The following is a 14,228-nucleotide window of genomic DNA, read 5'->3' as shown; positions in this document are numbered from 1 at the left end:
GTGTGGTCTTTTGCCGCGTGACAGCTTGCCTCAGCTCAGTTCTTGCAACTATTTGTTACAGCTTGATGCTAATCTCGCCATTCTCCCGTTGCCGACCTGATTGCCGATGCCCAGTGAACCTGCGTTGTTGTTACGTCACCACCGCCCTTTCATCGCGTTCTGGCTGGCGCGGATCTTTACCGCCAGCGGCTTCCAGATGCTCACCGTGGCGATTGGCTGGAACCTCTACCAGCTGACCGGCAACGTCCTGGACCTGGGCCTGGTCGGCCTGGTGGAATTCATACCGCGCGTACTGTTCATGCTGCACACCGGTCACGTGGCTGACCGCTATGAACGGCGCCGGGTCGCCGCTATCTGCCAGACGTTACAGGCACTCATTGCCTTGTCCCTGGCCATCGGCGGCCTGACCGGCAACGTGACCCGCGAGATGATCTTTATCCTCGCCTTCCTGCTGGGCGCCGCACGTTCGTTTGAAATGCCTACCACCCAGGCGCTGTTGCCGAGCATCGTGCCCAGCGCGCTGTTCCCCCGCGCCGTGGCCGCCTCGCAATCGGCCCAGCAACTGGCAACCATCGTCGCACCGGCCCTGGGCGGCCTGCTTTATGCGTTTGGCAGTGTGTGGGTGTACGGTCCCACCGTGGCGCTGTACCTGATTGCCTGCGTGCTGACCCTGAACTTGCCCGCCCGCCAGACCCCACTGAACAAAGCCAAGGCCACGATGGACTCGCTGCTGGCCGGTATTCGCTTTATCCGCAGCCGCCCGGACATTCTCGGCGCCATCTCCCTGGACCTGTTTGCCGTGCTGCTGGGCGGCGCCACCGCGCTGTTGCCGGTGTTCGCCAAGGACATCCTGCTGACCGGCGCTTGGGGCCTGGGCCTGCTGCGGTCGGCCCCGGCCGTGGGGGCATTGCTGATGTCATTGTGGCTAGCGCGGTTCTCGGTAGACCGCCAGGTGGGCCGCGTAATGTTCACCGCCGTCGGCGTGTTCGGGGTGGCAACCATTGCCTTCGGCCTGTCGACTTCGTTCTGGTTTTCACTGGCGGTGCTGGTGGTACTGGGCGCGGCAGACATGATCAGCATGGTGATCCGTGCGTCGTTCGTGCAGTTGGAAACGCCAGATGAAATGCGCGGGAGGGTGAGTGCGGTCAATGGCCTGTTTATCGGTGCGTCCAATCAATTGGGCGAATTCGAATCCGGGATTACCGCCCATTGGTTTGGCACCGTGCCTGCGGTGGTGATGGGCGGGGTTGGCACTTTGGTGGTGACCGGGGTGTGGATCAAGCTGTTCCCGACGCTGGCCAACCGTGATCGTATGCATGTGTCGGAGGGAGAGGGCAAGGCTTAGAACCGACAAGTGGTGGAACGAGTTCGTACGCTGAGTACACATATGGAGTACAGCCGCACAGGTTGAATCCTGTGTTGCAAAGAATTCATACCACCATACGTAAGGTTTTACTGATCATGACTTTCTCTGCTGTTGGCGCCCCCCCTCAAGTAAACAATGTTGCGTCGACCTCACCCAAGTCTTGGGACGCCCCCCGCGACAGCTTTACGCTGAAGACCACCAAAGACACGTTTATAGAAAGCGTGACGAAGGGCTTGAATAGCGGCCAGCTGTCGCCTGACGTCAATCGTCTGGCCGAGGCAATACTTTCACCAGGCAAACCCGGCCTACCCAAAGTGCAAGTCAAGACCTTTGCGGTAGACGGAATGCAAGCGAAAGACATCATGTTCATTGAGCGTGTGCCGCCAGTGCCCGAAGGCCCCAATATCGTTCTTTTTATACCAGACAAAGCCGGCAATTCCTTTCTGACATTCAACACTGTTGAAGATATGAATGCTGGTTTGAAAAAACTGGCTGGCGATCCACAGTGGCTGGAAGCATTCAGTGAGCACTTTGCGGTGGAGGGGCTTCCTGCAAAGAAAAAGCGAGTCATTGATACGATGACTGAGTTCAAAAAGAACAATATCAACGCCATCGTTGGGCCTTATGCCACTGAACGCGTTGATATCTTTGCGCGCCTGGACAAGGAAGCGTCCGCCCCACCCGCTGCGGTTAACGGTTTGACGAACCTTAAAGAAGAGCGCATCCGTACGGACGGGAGCGTGATTTATTCAGGACAGCAGGCCGACGGGACAAAAGTATTTTACGAGTATGACGCGTACGGAAACTTTCAAGGTGCAGACAATAAAGGGAATTCTTATTTCATCAAAAATGGCTTAAACAGCCACATGCCCTTAAAGCCGATGACACCGAGCGAGTTTGACAAACGGGTTTATGAAGAAGTCGAAAAAAATGTCGGCGCAGATGATATCAGGGGGCTCTACGAAGAGCTTCTTACTCATCTTGAACACCCCTTTTCCGGTATTGGCGATGCGCTAAAAGCCCTAGGCGTGAATAAAAATACGGCGGATACCGTAGAGCGCTATCTAGACAACCCTTTTAGCGCGCTGTTACTCGATTTGAACAAAAACAATCAGATCGGCAAGGTATTTGGCGTCGACAAAGCGACCATGGATTCAGCCCTTAAAGGCGCCGGTGATATTGCGCAGGGTTTTGTTCCTTTTTATGGCCAGGCCAGGGGGTTAGGGAATTTGTTGGCGAAGGCAATTCGAAATGAGCCATTGACCAAGCAAGAGACAAGAGATATGGCGGATATGCTTGCATTGAAACCAAACAGCCCAGCCAGGAAAAACCTGTTCGAACCCCAATCACCGAACAGACCAGCCCTAGAGAATAAGCCCACCGTACCCGAGCCCACGCCCAATGAGACGCATGAGCCACCTGTGTCAGGCGACGCCGAGCCAGCGCCCACGCCGCCCAATGCCGAAACCGGCCCTAATCGTCTGCGCCCATCTCAGTGGCCTGACATCAGACACTTCTCCATCGCAGAGGGTGAACAACTGATTGAGGGTGTGACACCAAACGCCAAGGGCATCTATCAAGTCAAAGGGCCACAAAGCACAGACCGATGGATGATTCGGCTAACCGATGACAATGGGGTCAGCCGGGTCTACGAAATTGATGGCCGCTTTAAACTCAGTAATGGTCATGTTCAGATTATCGATCCAAACACCAAAACACCGGTAATGACGGTGCATTCAACCGGCAATGGCACTTGGAAACCGGTTAATGGGCCTGGCGGAAAGTGGCCGTGGCAAACAAAAACTCCTGGACCGGAACAGTTTGACCCGGGCACTTACGACTATCCCGCTGAAGGAAAACCCTCAACGTCAAAGACGAAAGAAAAAATAGATGCCGCATTGAAAAAAGATGCGAGTAACTATCATAAAACAGCTAAAACGAAACAACCTCCCAGCCTCTCAGACATCCCTCGCGATGCGGGACCAGGGCAGGTTATTGAGACCGTATACAAGAAGTCGACTGGGATGATCATTGGTGAGAACCATTCAGAATCTGCCGCCTTGCGATTTCTCATTGACCATGCTGACGACTATCAGCGTGCCGAGGTTAAAACGTTGTATTCAGAAGGCTTCGAACACGCCCTGCAGCCAGATCTGGACAGGTTTTTCGAGACGGGTGAGTTCTCACCCGCGTTACGGGAAAATTTGAAGCTCATTGACCGTGGGCATGCTGGGCATGGGCCCTATACAAATAGAAATCTGCTCTTAAAAATGCGTGAAAAGGGTATTCGTATCAAAGCGATTGATGTGCCCTCGGTAGAGCCAAAAACCACACGTATTAAAAATATGAACTACTATACGACCAAAGTGATCGAGCGAGATCAGGCTCTTAACCCCGGAGAAAAATGGGTTGCACGAGTCGGCGACGAGCATGTGTTTACATATGACGGTGAACCGCCTGTTCGAGGAGTCTCTCAACTGACGGGAGCAACAGGGGTGAGCGTCGAGCAAGCCCCAGCCAATACGCCAGCCTCTGTCACTCAATCACGAGACAAAACGGAAATCTATATTGAAATGAAACGTCCTTGAAAAACAGGTCGTCTACAAGGCCGTAAGTAGCTACCGTTTTTTGATACTGCCTCAAGGAAAGTGCAAAAAACGGTAGCCTTCGGTGGGTTGATGATCTACGTCAGAGGACCTTATCCAGCGTAATCGGAAACGCCCGAACCCGCTTGCCGGTGGCATGGTAAACCGCGTTTGCCACCGCCGCCGCCACCCCGACAATCCCGATTTCGCCCACGCCCTTGGACCCGAGCGCGTTGACGATCTCGTCGTGTTCTTCGACAAACAGCACGTCAATCTCGCCAATATCGGCGTTCACCGGGATGTGGTATTCGGCCAGGCTGTGGTTCATGTAGCGCCCCAGTTGATGGTCGACCTGGGTCTCTTCATGCAGGGCCATACCGATGCCCCACACCACGCCGCCGAGGATCTGGCTGCGGGCCATCTTGGGGTTGACCACGCGCCCGGCGGCAATGGCGCTGACCACACGGCTGACCTTGATGGTGCCCAGGTCTTCGTCGACCCGCACCTCCACAAACACTGCCGAATGAGTCGCGCAGGCATAGCCCTGGCGCTTCTGGTCCGGCTCGCTGTCAACCTGCGCCTCCAGCACCTCTTCACCGCTGTCTTTGACCAGTTGCGCCAACGACACACTCACATCACCGGCGTGCAGTTGGCCCGCTTCAAACCGCACCGTTTCGGCGTGCTTGAATACCGGGTATGTCTGCCGGGCGATTTGGAGCAACTTGGCATTCAGCGCTTCGCAGGCCTGTTGCACCGCAGTACCGACCGAGGACACGGTAAACGAGCCGCCCTGCAACGGCGCGGTGGGCAGCGACGAATCGCCCAGCACAAAACGCACGTCGGCCATGGCCACGCCACTGGCCTGGGCGGCGATCTGGGTCATCACCGTGTAGGTGCCGGTGCCAATATCGGTGGTGGCGCTGCTGACAGTGAGCGTGCCGTTGGCGTCGAGGCGCGCCTTGGCGCTGGCTTTCATCTGCATGGCTTCCCACACCCCACCGGCCATGCCCCAACCGATCAATTGGCGGCCGTCACGCATGCTGCGCGGTTCCGGGTTGCGCTGGCTCCAGCCGAAACGTTCGGCGCCTTCGCTGTAGCACTCGCGCAGGGCCTTGCTCGACCAGGGTTTGTCTTCGTTCTGGTTGCGTTCGGCGTAGTTGATCAGGCGCAATTGCACCGGATCGATGGCCAAGGCGCAGGCCAGTTCGTCCATGGCACACTCCAGGCCGATCACGCCCAGTGCCGCACCGGGCGCGCGCATATCCAGCGGAGTAAAGACGTCCAGCGGCACCAGCTTGTAGGTCAATTGCACGTTGTCGCAGTGATAGAGCATGCCGCTCCACTCCACCACGTGCTCGCTGAAATCCTCAAAGCGCGAGGTCTGGCCAATCGCGGTATGCCCCAGCGCCAGCAAGCGACCATTGGCGGCGGCGCCCATCTGCAAACGCTGCAAGGTGCGCGGACGATAGCCGAAGGTGAACATCTGCTGGCGCGTCAGGGTGACCCGCACCGAACGCTTGAGCGCCATGGCCGCCATCACCGCGAGCGGCAATTGGTATTGCGGGCGCAAGCCCGAACCGAAGGCGCCCCCGACAAAGGCAGCGAAGATGCGCACCTGGTTCTTATCCAGGCCGAAGACTTTTTGCACATAGGCCTGGCAGTTCTGCGGGCCCTGGGTTTTGTCGTGAATATGCAGGGTGCCGTCGGGCTGATACAGCACGGTGCTGGCGTGGGGCTCCATCGGGTTGTGGTGCTCGATGGGCGTGCTGTAGTGCAAGTCCAGACTGATTGCGGCACCGGCCCATTCAGCCTCGAAGTTGCCGCGCGGTTTGGGTGGGGTCTGGGGCGACGGGTGCGCCGCCGCTTGCTGGGTGAGCAGGTCGGTTTCGAAGGCTTCAGGCGCGTAGTCGATCTGCACCAGCGAGCCGGCGTGCCGCGCCAGTTCGAGGTTATCGGCAATCACCAAGGCCAGGGGCTGGCCACTGTAGAGTACGCGGTCGTTATACAGCGGGCGAAAAGGCGAGCCATCGGCCGCATCGGCATCGGCGAACGCCTCATCATAGCTGGCGATTTTCGGCCAATTGAGGTGATGGATCACGTCCACCACACCCGGCAACGCCAACGCCTTGGACGCATCGATGCGCAGCACCCGGCCTTTGGCGATAGTGCTCGACACCACGCTGCCATGCAGCAGGCCGTCCTCGGGAAATTCACCGGCGTAGCGTGCTTGGCCGGTGACCTTGAGCAGACCGTCGACACGGTCCAGGGGTTTACCGATGGCGCTCATGGCTGTTCTCCTGCGACGGCGGCGTCGCTCAGGGCACGAATGATTGCGCGTCGCGCCAGCTTGACCTTGAAGCCGTTGTGTTCCAACGGTTCGGCGTCTTGCAGCAGGGCGTCGGCGGCGGCGCTGAAGGTTTCGCGGCTGACCGTGCGGCCGATCAGCAAGGCTTCCACTGCGCGGTCACGCCAGGGTTTATGCGCCACACCGCCGAGGGCCAGGCGGGCGTCGATGATTTCATCACCGTCCAGCTCCAAGGCGGCAGCCACCGAAACCAAGGCGAAGGCATAGGAGGCACGGTCGCGGATCTTCAGGTAGTGGCTGTGGCGGGCCAAGTGATCGGCGGGCAGTTCAATCGCGGTGATCAGCTCATCGTCGGCCAACTGGTTGTCACGTTGCGGCGCATCGCCTGGCAAGCGATGGAAGTCGGCGAACTCGATCACCCGCGCACCGCCACGTCCTTCTACATGCACCCGCGCCGCAAGCGCCGCCAGGGCCACGCACATGTCCGAAGGATGGGTGGCCACGCACTGTTCACTGGCGCCGAGGATCGCATGGATACGGTTCAAACCGTTGCGCGCCGGGCAGCCGCTGCCGGGCTGGCGCTTGTTGCACGGCACCGCGGCGTCGTAAAAGTAATAGCAACGGGTGCGCTGTAACAGGTTGCCGCCGGTACTGGCCATGTTACGTAACTGCGGCGACGCCCCGGCGAGGATGGCCTGGGACAGCAACGGGTAACGCTGCTCAATGAGCGGGTGCCAGGCCAGGTCGGCGTTGCTCACCAACGCACCAATGCGCAGGCCGCCCTCGGCAGTTTCTTGAATGTCATGCAGCGGCAAGCCGGTGATGTCGATCAGGTGCTCGGGATGGCTGATGTTTTCCTTCATCAAGTCCAGCAGGTTGGTGCCACCGGCGATAAAGCGCGAGGCGGCGCTGCTCATCTGAACGGCCTGCTGCACATCGGTCGGCCTGCTGTAGTGGAAGGGGTTCATGATTCACCTCCCTGGCGACGGCATGCCGGCAGCGCGTCTTCGATGGCATCGCGGATGTTGTTGTAGGCGCCGCAGCGGCACAGGTTGCCGCTCATCAATTCCTGTATCTGCGCACGGTCGTGGGCGCGGCCTTCATTGGCCAGGCCCACGGCAGAACAGATCTGGCCGGGGGTGCAATAGCCGCACTGGAACGCGTCGTGCTGGATAAAGGCCTGTTGCATGGGGTGCAGTTGGTCGCCGTCAGCCAGGCCTTCGATGGTGGTCAATTCGGCGCCGTCGCACATCACGGCCAGGGTCAGGCAGGCATTCACGCGTTTACCGTCACGCAACACGGTGCAGGCGCCGCACTGGCCGTGGTCGCAGCCTTTTTTGCTGCCCACCAGGTCCAACTGCTCACGCAGCAAGTCCAGCAAGGTGGTCCAGGGCAACACGGTCAGTTGGCGAGCCTGGCCGTTGAGTGTCAGGCGTATCGGGTGGGCAACGAACGGCTGGGCCGCCGCGCCATGGGGGGTCGCGCTCATAAACACCTCACGGGTTGGTGTACATCCGCGGCGTTCAGGAAAATCGCCGTCTTAGGGGTACGACTTCCGGGTGTTTTGAGCGTTCAAGATGATTGATCAGCGGATATTGAGCTGGGCTTTCAGGGTGTTTTGCGGTGGGTTGATCGAGGTATTGGTGAATTCGAACCAGCCCTGGGCCTGGACGTTCAGGTCGAACACATAGATGTAGCCCATCAAGGTGCCCACGCCGTTGCACGCCTCACTGATGTTGCCGACCTGGCACACCGCTGTGCGTTGCCCATTCAACTCTGCGCCGTTAAAGCGGCCCATGGGGCTGTTGCCCAGGCCGACTTCCATCACCGAGACCTGGGTGGGCCCGCGGTGCTCGCACATCTGGGTGGTGTTGACCCGCTCCGGGATCGCTTCGCTGCAGTCGGCCGATTCCACCTTGAACACCCGCACCTCGCTCAAGGCCGGTGCAGTCGCGCCCCACGCCGGTGCTGCGCCCAGCCACAGGCCGATACTGGCGATCAGAGCTAGACTCCACGGGTTGGCTTTTTTCATGCTGTCGATGACCGGCTGTTGAACGTCGGCGCAGTATGCCTCAAGCCCATGCGCCACACAGCCTCGGCTGCTGGTATGATGCGCCGCTTTTTCCGATCCTCTCTGAAACCACAAGCGTTTGGCGCAGTTTGTGCTTTGACTTAGAGGTCAACAAATCACGACGCACACTAGCGTCACAGGGAGCCGGCATGCTGGAAAAGCTGTTTCAACTCAAAGCCCACAACACCAATGTGCGCACCGAGATTCTCGCGGGGATCACCACCTTCCTGGCCATGGCCTACATCCTGTTCGTGAACCCGAGCATCCTCGGCGAGACCGGCATGGACAAGGGCGCGGTGTTTGTCGCCACCTGCCTGGCGGCGGCCATCGGTTCGACCGTGATGGGCCTGATCGCCAACTACCCGATTGCCCTGGCACCGGGCATGGGCCTCAACGCCTTCTTCACCTACACCGTGGTCCTGCACATGGGCCACACCTGGCAGGTGGCGCTGGGCGCGGTATTCATTTCGGCGGTGCTGTTTTTCTTGCTGTCGATCTTCCGCATTCGTGAGTGGATCATCAACGCCATCCCCCTGCCGCTGCGCTCGGCGATTGCCGCCGGCATCGGCCTGTTCCTGGCGCTGATCGCCCTGCATAACGCCGGTATCGTGGTGAGCAACCCGGCCACCATGGTGGGCCTGGGCGACCTGAAACAACCGGCGCCGATCCTGGCGACCCTGGGTTTCGTGCTGATCGTCGCGCTGGAAGCCTTGGCCGTACGCGGCGCGGTGCTGATCGGCATCCTGGCGGTGACTGTCGCCTCCATCGTCCTGGGCTTCACGCCGTTCATCGGTGTGACCTCAGTACCGCCGTCCCTGGCGCCGACCTTCCTGCAGTTGGATATCAAGGGCGCGCTGGACATCGGCCTGGTCAGCGTGATCTTCGCCTTCCTGTTCGTTGACCTGTTCGACAACTCCGGCACCCTGATCGGCGTCGCCAAGCGCGCCGGCCTGATGGGCAAGGACGGCCATATGCCGAAAATGGGCCGTGCACTGATCGCCGACAGTACCGCTGCCATGGCCGGTTCCCTGCTGGGTACCTCGACCACCACCAGCTACATCGAATCGGCCGCAGGCGTGAGCGCCGGTGGCCGTACCGGCTTGACCGCCATCGTGGTCGCGATCCTGTTTTTGCTGGCGCTGCTCTTCTCGCCATTGGCCGCCAGCGTACCGGCCTATGCCACCGCGCCAGCCTTGCTGTTTGTAGCGGTGCTGATGAGCCAAGGCCTGGCCGAAATCGACTGGGACGACATTACGGTGGCAGCGCCGGTGGTGATCACCGCCCTGGCGATGCCCTTCACTTACTCCATCGCCAACGGCATCGCCTTCGGTTTCATCGCCTGGACCGCCATCAAGCTGCTTTCGGGCCGCTACCGTGAGCTGAACCCGGCACTGGTGATCCTGTCGATCCTGTTTGTGATCAAGCTGGGTTGGTTCAACGCATGACTTTCGACGCCGCAAGCTACACCGCTCAACTCCAAGACAAGGTCACGCGCCTGCGTGACCTGCTGGCACCGTTCGACGCGCCCGAGCCGCAGGTCTTCGACTCGCCGCTGCAGCACTTCCGCCTGCGCGCGGAGTTCCGCCTGTGGCGCGAAGGCGGCGAGCGCCACTACGCGATGTTCTCCCAGGAGGACAAGCGCACGCCGATCCTCATCGAAGAGTTCCCCATCGCCAGCCAGCGCATCAACCAGTTGATGCCGCAACTCAAGGCCGCCTGGCAAGCCAGCGCCGCCCTGAGCCACAAGCTGTTCCAGGTGGAGTTCCTCACCACCCTGGCCGGCGACGCGATGATCACCCTGTGTTATCACCGCCCGCTGGACGAACATTGGCACACCGCCGCAAACAAATTGGCCGCTGAGCTGAATGTGAGCATCATCGGCCGCTCCAAGGGCAAGCGCGATGTGATCGGCCATGACTACGTGGTGGAGAAACTCGACGTCGGTGGGCGCACCTTCAGCTACCGCCAACCCGAAGGCGCGTTCACCCAGCCCAACGGCACGGTGAACCAGAAGATGCTCAACTGGGCCTACGAAGCGCTGGGCGATCGCCCGGACGATTTGCTGGAGCTGTATTGCGGCAACGGCAACTTCACCCTGCCGCTGGCGACCCGCGTGCGCAAGGTGCTGGCCACTGAGATCAGCAAGACCTCAGTGAATGCGGCCCTGAGCAACCTGGATGAAAATGGCGTGGATAACGTCACCCTGGTGCGCCTCTCCGCCGAAGAACTCACCCAAGCCCTGAACGAAGTGCGCCCGTTCCGCCGCCTGTACGGCATCGACCTGAAAAGCTACGAATTCGGTAGCGTCTTCGTCGACCCGCCCCGCGCTGGCATGGACCCGGACACCTGCGAGCTGACCCGGCGCTTCGACAACATCCTGTACATCTCCTGCAACCCGGAGACGCTGGCGGCGAACATCGCGCAACTGCACGACACGCACCGGATCACCCAGTGTGCAATGTTTGACCAGTTCCCGTGGACGCACCATATGGAGTCGGGTGTGTTGCTGACCCGCCGATAAATCTGCGGGTTGTAGCAGCGAGCTTGCTCGCTCCTACAGTTCCCCTGTTGGTTATTCAAGTGTCTGTTTTCTCTGGGGGCTGCGGTACTTCCTTGCGTGGCCGCCCCCCCTTCTTGCCATTGGCCCGGGCCGCTGCGGTCTTGGCCGCGCTGCTTTTGCGACCATTGCGCGATGCCACCAGGCTGGTTGCCAGGTCCATCAGCGGCTGGCTTGTAGCGATCAACCCTGTGATCGAAACATCCAGGTCCTGCGCTTCACAGCTAATCGCCTTGCCTCCGAAAGTCACTTCCAACTGCTGGAAATCCTTCTCTGAAAACCCTTCGAACTCCGGCAGGCCAGCCACCGGCAACACCACGCGGCTGCCATCGCTGAAGCCAATGGAGAGGCAATCGTTTTCATAACGTACGTTACTGGCGTTGGCGTACAGGCGTTTCAACCTGCGTCCTCGGGCGATTGCCTTGTCAACGTCGGCTTCAGTGAGAGGTACATAAGGTGTGACTTTGGCTTTTATGAGTTTCATAAATTAATCCCCACGCAATCTGGCGCTCTTACCAGATTCAAAATAGTCCGTTGCGCTACGACATCGTGCCTGGCGCTGGCGATGACATAGACGCCGTGTCGAATGACCAATCCTGGAACCAACTCACCAGCGTCCCAATTCCAGGAATGATTCTCCAGGCAAACCGTCTGCAGTTTTTCCCACCAGATCCTGCGTGCCCGCGCCAAGTAGTGCCGCTGCATGATCGCCACGCGTATCTCCTTCAGAAGTGCTGTGGGTGGCCGCCTCCGTTCAGGCTCTACATCCCACAACTCAACTTCCCCATCCAGGAAACTGAAACGAAACCGCGCATCCCATCCCTTGCCCCTGACATGCACATGGGGCGGGCAATGCTCATCCCTGATAAACACCGAAATGACATAGCCTTTGTAAGCACCTACTCTCATCGTAACCCATCCGTTAGGTTATTTTCCGTCAGGTAACAATTTCCCTCTGCCACCCGACAACCGGCTCCTATTCCCGAAGCTGTTTCACAGATTAGTAAGCACAAAAAACCCGGCGAATGCCGGGTTGTAACCAGGGATGCCAACAACTGGAACTACCCGGTCAATGCTCGAAAGTCCGCCTCGTTCAGCAACCTCGCGCAATACTTCAACCGAATGCCCATCAGCCGGTAATCCAGCAATTGCACTGATTAAACGTTCGATCACCGAACATATCCGCAGCCATCCATTGACCAAATTAACCAACCAGTACATTTTGACTCCACAACCAATAAGAACTGTGGAGAAGCCTCTATGCCGCCCATCGTGCTGGTGCTCAACGGCCCCAATCTCAACCTGCTCGGCACCCGCGAGCCTGCCACTTATGGCCATGAAACCCTGGCCGACATTGCCACCCTGTGTGGTCGCAGCGCCGACAAGCTCGGGCTGAAGATCGAGTTTCGCCAGACCAACCACGAGGGCGAATTGCTTGACTGGATCCACGGCGCCCGCAACCGCTGCGCGGGTATTGTGATCAACCCGGCGGCCTGGACTCACACTTCGGTCGCGATCCGCGATGCCCTGGTGGCCAGTGAAGTGCCAGTGATCGAAGTGCATTTATCCAACGTGCATGCCCGTGAAGCCTTTCGTCATCACTCGTTTGTGTCACCGATCGCTCAGGCCGTGCTGGCCGGGTTTGGCAGCCATGGCTACCACCTGGCCCTGGAACATTTCAGCCTGACGCTGAAGGGACGCACGTAATGAAACCACGCATTCTCGCTGGCCTGATCGGCGCCGGCATCCAGGCCTCACGCACACCGGCACTGCATGAGCAGGAAGGCGACGCCCAAGGCTTGCGCTACCTGTATCGCCTGATCGACCTGGAGCCGCTGCACCTGGACCTCAAAGCCCTGCCGGAATTACTACGGGCCGCTGAGTTGATGCACTTCACCGGTTTGAACATTACTTACCCGTGCAAGCAGGCGATTCTGCCGTTGCTCGATGAGCTCTCCGATGAGGCCAGGGGTATTGGTGCGGTCAACACCGTGGTGTTCAAGGGCGGCAAACGCATCGGTCATAACACCGACTGCCTGGGGTTCGCCGAAGGCTTTCGGCGCAACTTGCACAACGTGCCGCGCCAACGCGTGGTGCAGATGGGCGCCGGTGGTGCGGGCGCGGCAGTGGCCCATGCACTGTTGGCAGAAGGCGTGGAGTACTTGAGCATCTTCGATGTCGACCGCACTCGCGCCCAGGACCTTGTGGATAACCTTGCCCAGCAGTTCGGCACCGGTCGCGCTCAGGTCGGCAGCCACTTGGAAAACGCCATGGCCGAGGCCGATGGCCTGGTGAACACCACGCCGATGGGCATGGCCAAGCTGCCCGGCACGCCTGTGCCTGCGGCGTTGTTGCGGGCTGAATTGTGGGTGGCGGAAATTGTGTACTTCCCGCTGGAAACCCAACTGCTGCGCGACGCGCGCGCCTTGGGTTGCCGTACCCTGGATGGCGGCAATATGGCGGTGTTTCAGGCGGTGAAGGCATTTGAGTTGTTCAGCGGCGAAGTGGCGGATGCAGACAGAATGCTGGCGCACTTCCAGAGCATGAATATCTAGGTATGCAACCCCATCATGATCGTTCCCACGCTCTGCGTGGGAACGATCAGTTCTCAGGCTTGCAGGTAGCGCAGCACCGACTCGCAAATCATTTCCCGATGGCGCTGCTTGATCGCCTCATCCGACAGTTCGATCTGGAAAATCTCGCTGAAGGTGTGCCGGTTGGACACCCGGTAGAAACTGAACGAGTTGATCAGCAAGTGCACATCCAGCGGCTCCAGCCCTTCGCGAAACAGCCCCAACTCAGCCCCGCGGCGCAGGGTCTCCCCCAACCCTTCCAGGATTTTGCTGTTCATCGCCTTGATGGTCTCGGTGCGTTTGACGTACTCGGCGTTGTGGATGTTTTCGATGCTGACGATGCGCACGAAATCCACGTTCTGGTCGTGGTGATCAAAGGTGAATTCCACCAGCCGGCGAATCGCCTCACGCGGCTCCAGGGCGGTGAGGTTCATGCGCGTTTCGGTGTTGCGGATATCACCGTAGAGCTTCTCCAGCACCTCGACGTATAGCTGCTCCTTGCTGCCGAAGTAGTAATAGATCATGCGCTTGGAGGTGTGAATGCGCTCGGCGATGGCGTCTACGCGAGCGCCGGCCAGGCCCTGTTGAACAAACTCGACAATGGCTTCCTGGAGAATATTCTCCCGGGTCTTTTCCGGATTGTTCTTGCGACTCTTGCGCGGTGCATCAGCTACCGCGGGGAGATCGGGACTCGAGGTCATGGTGCGCTCACGGCCATTGTTGTGCAGGCGCTGATTATGGGCCGCGGCGCTCCCCGAAGGAAGCACCTGC

Annotated in this window: 14 protein-coding genes; 6 read left to right on the top strand and 8 right to left on the bottom strand. The window is 59.4% G+C overall.

Annotated features, from left to right (window positions below):
- Positions 1-106 precede the first annotated feature (106 nt).
- Together AC4PS6_RS24280 and AC4PS6_RS24275 are read left to right on the top strand one after the other, a co-directional pair.
- Positions 107-1,345: an MFS transporter gene (locus AC4PS6_RS24280; RefSeq protein WP_198833186.1), complete on the top strand. Its 1,239-nt coding sequence runs from the start codon at positions 107-109 to the stop codon at positions 1,343-1,345.
- Between the two features lie 116 nt (positions 1,346-1,461).
- Positions 1,462-3,954, top strand: coding sequence for a membrane-targeted effector domain-containing toxin (locus tag AC4PS6_RS24275; RefSeq protein WP_258035784.1), 2,493 nt, complete (start codon positions 1,462-1,464; stop codon positions 3,952-3,954).
- A gap of 100 nt (positions 3,955-4,054) precedes the next feature.
- Here AC4PS6_RS24275 and AC4PS6_RS24270 read toward each other — a convergent pair whose 3' ends face one another.
- From AC4PS6_RS24270 to AC4PS6_RS24255, 4 genes are all read right to left on the bottom strand, one after another.
- Complete coding sequence (locus tag AC4PS6_RS24270; protein ID WP_336827043.1) at positions 4,055-6,238, bottom strand: xanthine dehydrogenase family protein molybdopterin-binding subunit; 2,184 nt, start codon at positions 6,236-6,238, stop codon at positions 4,055-4,057.
- Positions 6,235-7,224 (bottom strand): FAD binding domain-containing protein, encoded by a 990-nt coding sequence (locus AC4PS6_RS24265; protein ID WP_020301733.1) that lies wholly within the window; start codon positions 7,222-7,224, stop codon positions 6,235-6,237. Before AC4PS6_RS24265 ends, AC4PS6_RS24270 begins: the two co-directional genes overlap by 4 nt.
- Complete coding sequence (locus tag AC4PS6_RS24260) at positions 7,221-7,745, bottom strand: (2Fe-2S)-binding protein (RefSeq protein ID WP_014720030.1); 525 nt, start codon at positions 7,743-7,745, stop codon at positions 7,221-7,223. The genes AC4PS6_RS24265 and AC4PS6_RS24260 overlap by 4 nt, the downstream gene beginning before the upstream one ends.
- 96 nt (positions 7,746-7,841) lie before the next feature.
- Complete coding sequence (locus AC4PS6_RS24255) at positions 7,842-8,288, bottom strand: DUF4879 domain-containing protein (protein ID WP_032904795.1); 447 nt, start codon at positions 8,286-8,288, stop codon at positions 7,842-7,844.
- A 188-nt stretch (positions 8,289-8,476) separates the two neighbouring features.
- On the opposite strand from AC4PS6_RS24255, the gene AC4PS6_RS24250 reads away from it, so the two are divergent.
- On the top strand, positions 8,477-9,772 hold the full coding sequence (locus AC4PS6_RS24250; RefSeq protein ID WP_492181041.1) for an NCS2 family permease: 1,296 nt from the start codon (positions 8,477-8,479) through the stop codon (positions 9,770-9,772).
- The gene (trmA, locus tag AC4PS6_RS24245) at positions 9,769-10,848 is read left to right on the top strand and encodes a tRNA (uridine(54)-C5)-methyltransferase TrmA (protein ID WP_020301735.1); all 1,080 of its coding nucleotides are present in this window, start codon (positions 9,769-9,771) and stop codon (positions 10,846-10,848) included. Before AC4PS6_RS24250 ends, trmA begins: the two co-directional genes overlap by 4 nt.
- Before the next feature lie 55 nt (positions 10,849-10,903).
- Here trmA and AC4PS6_RS24240 read toward each other — a convergent pair whose 3' ends face one another.
- The 3 genes from AC4PS6_RS24240 to AC4PS6_RS24230 all read right to left on the bottom strand — a co-directional run bounded on the left by AC4PS6_RS24240 (position 10,904) and on the right by AC4PS6_RS24230 (position 12,105).
- A complete protein-coding gene (locus tag AC4PS6_RS24240; RefSeq protein ID WP_032904163.1) occupies positions 10,904-11,368 on the bottom strand; it encodes a DUF2442 domain-containing protein in 465 nt (154 codons plus the stop codon).
- The gene (locus AC4PS6_RS24235) at positions 11,365-11,793 is read right to left on the bottom strand and encodes a DUF4160 domain-containing protein (protein ID WP_019818036.1); all 429 of its coding nucleotides are present in this window, start codon (positions 11,791-11,793) and stop codon (positions 11,365-11,367) included. Before AC4PS6_RS24235 ends, AC4PS6_RS24240 begins: the two co-directional genes overlap by 4 nt.
- A gap of 84 nt (positions 11,794-11,877) precedes the next feature.
- Positions 11,878-12,105 carry a hypothetical protein gene (locus AC4PS6_RS24230; protein ID WP_144269790.1) on the bottom strand — a complete coding sequence of 76 codons (228 nt, stop codon included), beginning with the start codon at positions 12,103-12,105 and terminating at the stop codon, positions 11,878-11,880.
- A gap of 39 nt (positions 12,106-12,144) precedes the next feature.
- Between AC4PS6_RS24230 and aroQ the strand changes: the two genes are divergently transcribed.
- Both aroQ and AC4PS6_RS24220 read left to right on the top strand, forming a co-directional pair.
- Entirely contained in the window at positions 12,145-12,591 is a 447-nt protein-coding gene (gene aroQ / locus AC4PS6_RS24225) for a type II 3-dehydroquinate dehydratase (RefSeq protein ID WP_014720034.1), read from the top strand.
- Entirely contained in the window at positions 12,591-13,439 is an 849-nt protein-coding gene (locus tag AC4PS6_RS24220; protein WP_014720035.1) for a shikimate dehydrogenase, read from the top strand. The genes aroQ and AC4PS6_RS24220 overlap by 1 nt, the downstream gene beginning before the upstream one ends.
- Positions 13,440-13,492: 53 nt before the next feature.
- Here AC4PS6_RS24220 and AC4PS6_RS24215 read toward each other — a convergent pair whose 3' ends face one another.
- On the bottom strand, positions 13,493-14,158 hold the full coding sequence (locus tag AC4PS6_RS24215; RefSeq protein WP_014720036.1) for a TetR/AcrR family transcriptional regulator: 666 nt from the start codon (positions 14,156-14,158) through the stop codon (positions 13,493-13,495).
- Between the last annotated feature and the right edge of the window lie 70 nt (positions 14,159-14,228).

It is taken from the genome of Pseudomonas sp. DW-iso17 (assembly GCF_058725345.1).
The sequence above is the reverse complement of the archived record's forward strand: the minus strand, read 5'-3'. Positions and strand labels throughout refer to the sequence as shown.

What these genes read in the sequence shown, in the direction of transcription:
- AC4PS6_RS24220 (WP_014720035.1), top strand. Translation starts at nt 12,591, where the DNA reads ATGAAACCACGCATTCTCGCTGGCCTGATCGGCGCCGGCATCCAGGCC.
- AC4PS6_RS24240 (WP_032904163.1), bottom strand. Translation starts at nt 11,368, where the DNA reads ATGAAACTCATAAAAGCCAAAGTCACACCTTATGTACCTCTCACTGAA.
- AC4PS6_RS24275 (WP_258035784.1), top strand. Translation starts at nt 1,462, where the DNA reads ATGACTTTCTCTGCTGTTGGCGCCCCCCCTCAAGTAAACAATGTTGCG.
- aroQ (WP_014720034.1), top strand. Translation starts at nt 12,145, where the DNA reads ATGCCGCCCATCGTGCTGGTGCTCAACGGCCCCAATCTCAACCTGCTC.
- AC4PS6_RS24215 (WP_014720036.1), bottom strand. Translation starts at nt 14,158, where the DNA reads ATGACCTCGAGTCCCGATCTCCCCGCGGTAGCTGATGCACCGCGCAAG.
- AC4PS6_RS24230 (WP_144269790.1), bottom strand. Translation starts at nt 12,105, where the DNA reads ATGTACTGGTTGGTTAATTTGGTCAATGGATGGCTGCGGATATGTTCG.
- AC4PS6_RS24250 (WP_492181041.1), top strand. Translation starts at nt 8,477, where the DNA reads ATGCTGGAAAAGCTGTTTCAACTCAAAGCCCACAACACCAATGTGCGC.
- trmA (WP_020301735.1), top strand. Translation starts at nt 9,769, where the DNA reads ATGACTTTCGACGCCGCAAGCTACACCGCTCAACTCCAAGACAAGGTC.
- AC4PS6_RS24265 (WP_020301733.1), bottom strand. Translation starts at nt 7,224, where the DNA reads ATGAACCCCTTCCACTACAGCAGGCCGACCGATGTGCAGCAGGCCGTT.
- AC4PS6_RS24235 (WP_019818036.1), bottom strand. Translation starts at nt 11,793, where the DNA reads ATGAGAGTAGGTGCTTACAAAGGCTATGTCATTTCGGTGTTTATCAGG.
- AC4PS6_RS24270 (WP_336827043.1), bottom strand. Translation starts at nt 6,238, where the DNA reads ATGAGCGCCATCGGTAAACCCCTGGACCGTGTCGACGGTCTGCTCAAG.
- AC4PS6_RS24255 (WP_032904795.1), bottom strand. Translation starts at nt 8,288, where the DNA reads ATGAAAAAAGCCAACCCGTGGAGTCTAGCTCTGATCGCCAGTATCGGC.
- AC4PS6_RS24260 (WP_014720030.1), bottom strand. Translation starts at nt 7,745, where the DNA reads ATGAGCGCGACCCCCCATGGCGCGGCGGCCCAGCCGTTCGTTGCCCAC.
- AC4PS6_RS24280 (WP_198833186.1), top strand. Translation starts at nt 107, where the DNA reads ATGCCCAGTGAACCTGCGTTGTTGTTACGTCACCACCGCCCTTTCATC.